The organism is Bartonella sp. AA74HLJMH (assembly GCF_042197045.1).
GTDB lineage: Bacteria > Pseudomonadota > Alphaproteobacteria > Rhizobiales > Rhizobiaceae > Bartonella.
In genome coordinates, this window is record NZ_JBHIRJ010000088.1 from 1 (window position 1) to 1437 (window position 1437).

Below are 1437 nucleotides of genomic sequence, written 5' to 3' on the forward strand. Positions count from 1 at the left end.
TGAATAATATAAAAAATTAGCAAAGGGGCTCCTGATAAACCAAGGTAAACGCGGCGGCTTGTCTTTTTCTGTAAACCTACAACACACTGATTTATAATGATAATTCACTGTTTTGTATGTTGAATGAGAGTCCCGAATATTGTAAGATTCTCTCATTTCAAGTCTGTTTATATTGAATCAAACAAACCCATTTGCTTGCACGGCATAAGCGGGGCTGGCGTGTGGGTAAAACTGTATAAGAAAGGAATGAAAATGGTTCTTATGAATCGTCTTAACGCAAGGGCTGTCGCAACATTGGGAGCTGGCAAATATAATGATGGTGCCGGCTTGATCCTCCATAAGCGTAAAGATGGTGGTGCTCAATGGCTTTATCGTTATACCATTCACGGTCGGCGCCGTGAAATGGGCTTGGGCGCCTTAAGACATGTCTCTTTAAAAAAAGCCCGTGAATTGGCAAACCAATGGCGTGCTGTTTTACATGAGGGTCGTGACCCCATTAAAGAACGCGATAAACAAAAGCGTGAGGCAATGCGTAATCTTCATTATTTAAAAAACATTGCTTTAGATGCTTTTGAAAGCCGTAAAGCTGAATTAAAAAGAGATGGTAAAGCTTGTGATTGGTTTTTACCATTACGCCTTCATATTCTCCCTAAATTGGGCTGTCTGCCCGTTTCAGAGATTACACAAACAGAGATACGCAATACCCTTGCTCCTATCTGGCATACAAAAGCTGCAACAGCAGAGAAAGCACTAAATCGTCTTAATCTTTGTCTCAAACATGCGGCTGCATTAGGGTTAGATGTTGATTTACAAGCAACAGAAAAAGCACGCGCGCTCTTAGGTAAACAACGTCATAAAACCACTAATAGACCTGCAATGGATTGGAAAGATGTTCCCGCCTTTTATCAGTTACTCTGTAAAACACAAAACATAACACAACTGGCTTTGCGCTTGCTTATCCTGACAGGCGTTCGTACCAACCCTTTGCGTCATATTCGTGAAGATCAGATTGAAGATGATGTATGGACTATTCCTGCTGAGAATATGAAAGGTTTGCGTGACGCTACAACAGAATTTCGCGTACCTCTATCATCTGAAGCGCTAAAAGTGATTAAACAAGCCCGTTGTATTTCCAAAAGTAATTTCATTCTGTCTTTTTCCGGTCGTGCTCCCCTTGCTGAGAATTGTATGGCAAAATATATGAGAGACAATAAACTTGAAGCCTGCCCGCATGGTTTTCGTTCTAGTTTACGCAATTGGCTTGCTGAAACAACCGATGCTCCCTATGAGGTCGCTGAAACTATTCTAAGTCATACAGTTGGCGGCAAAGTAGAGCGTGCCTATCGTCGTACTGACTATCTAGAACAGCGCCGTGTTTATATGGATAAATGGGCGGCTTATGTCACTGGTCAATCTTAAGATATGGGGTGCATAACC

Annotated in this window: 1 protein-coding gene; it reads left to right on the forward strand. The window is 41.8% G+C overall.

Annotated features, from left to right (window positions below):
* Positions 1 to 252: 252 nt before the first annotated feature.
* A complete protein-coding gene (locus ACFINH_RS09800; protein WP_375612608.1) occupies positions 253 to 1419 on the forward strand; it encodes a tyrosine-type recombinase/integrase in 1167 nt (388 codons plus the stop codon).
* Positions 1420 to 1437 lie beyond the last annotated feature (18 nt).

Coding starts and splice junctions, on each gene's coding strand:
- ACFINH_RS09800 (WP_375612608.1), top strand. CDS start 253: ATGGTTCTTATGAATCGTCTTAACGCAAGGGCTGTCGCAACATTGGGA.